The organism is Microcoleus sp. B4-C1 (assembly GCF_036705285.1).
Classification (GTDB): domain Bacteria; phylum Cyanobacteriota; class Cyanobacteriia; order Cyanobacteriales; family Microcoleaceae; genus Microcoleus.
Genome location: NZ_JAUBUC010000239.1, coordinates 1 through 1,176, shown reverse-complemented (window position 1 = coordinate 1,176; position 1,176 = coordinate 1). Strand labels below are relative to the sequence as shown.

The window sequence follows — 1,176 nt, the reverse complement described above, 5'->3', positions numbered from 1 at the left end:
TAAGTAGGTCGGCGGGAAAATCCATAAGTATGTAACAAAATATTAAGTCGGGTGACTGGACTTGAATTTAATACGTTGTGTAGGGTAATCTCCTCTTTTTCCTCTAACTTCTACTCCATGAATTACGGCGTAGGCGAGTTCTAATTCATCCTCAAACATTTGTCCGGCTAATTCATCTTCTTTAATGTGTTGCCACTCTAATTCAATTGGGTTCATTTCGGAACAATATTTAGGCAAGAAAAAAATATATAAACCCTGAGCTTCCCACTTTGACCACAACTGTTTAACCTCCTGACATCGGTGTATTGGACCGTTGTCTTGTACAATAATTCTAATCCGTTTCATTTGGGCCGCTTCTTCTGCTTCTTTTTCCATCATCTGAATATAAGCTTTTCGATCAACACCTCCAATTACCAAACCATATACAAAGCTACTTAAAGGTTCAAAAAGCCCCACAATACTTAATCTACGACCTCGATTTTTAGTTTGCTGTATCCGTTTTTGTTGACCTTTTTTGTAATATGTATAACTTGCTTTACTCCACGCACAAAATCCTGATTCATCTAAATATTTTAAGTCGATTTCTCCGGCTGCCGCTGCTAATTCCAGCATATCTAGGTCTGATTGCTTTATTTCTCGTTGTTTGGGGTCTTGTTTTCCTTTATGACTTGGACTAGCTCTTTTCCAAATGATCCCTTTTTTTTTTAGTACCCGTCTTAGTCGGTCGGGACTTAATTTAATAGAGCGCTCTTTTTCTAATTTATCAGCTAATTGAAAACTGTTATATGTACGTGGTTCTTTTTTTAAGCATTCTGACAAAAACTCTATATCTTCTTCTTTCCATTTGGCTTTTACCCCTCGACCTGGTTTTTCCCAAAGGCTTTCTATACCAAATTCTTCCCATTTATGTAAGACTGCTCTCACTGTTTGTGAAGCCCAGTTAAAGTGAGTAGCTATTTTCTCAACATACCAGCCATTTGCGTTTAACCTGATTACTTCTGCTCGATCTTTGACTTTTTGTGGTACTTTCGCCGTTCTCAGATTAAATAGGGTTTTGTCTTGCTTTTGAGTGAGAAATACTCTTAATCGAGCGCCCATATATTAATTACCTCACTAAATTTCTACCTTTCTTTATGTATCTTAACATAGTTTTGTTTTTTTTCGCCGACCTACTTA

General features: G+C 36.9%; 1 protein-coding gene. It reads right to left on the bottom strand.

The window, feature by feature from the left end; all coding sequences use genetic code 11:
* Positions 1-42 precede the first annotated feature (42 nt).
* Positions 43-1,098 carry an IS630 family transposase gene (locus QUB26_RS31885; protein ID WP_333321320.1) on the bottom strand — a complete coding sequence of 352 codons (1,056 nt, stop codon included), beginning with the start codon at positions 1,096-1,098 and terminating at the stop codon, positions 43-45.
* Between the last annotated feature and the right edge of the window lie 78 nt (positions 1,099-1,176).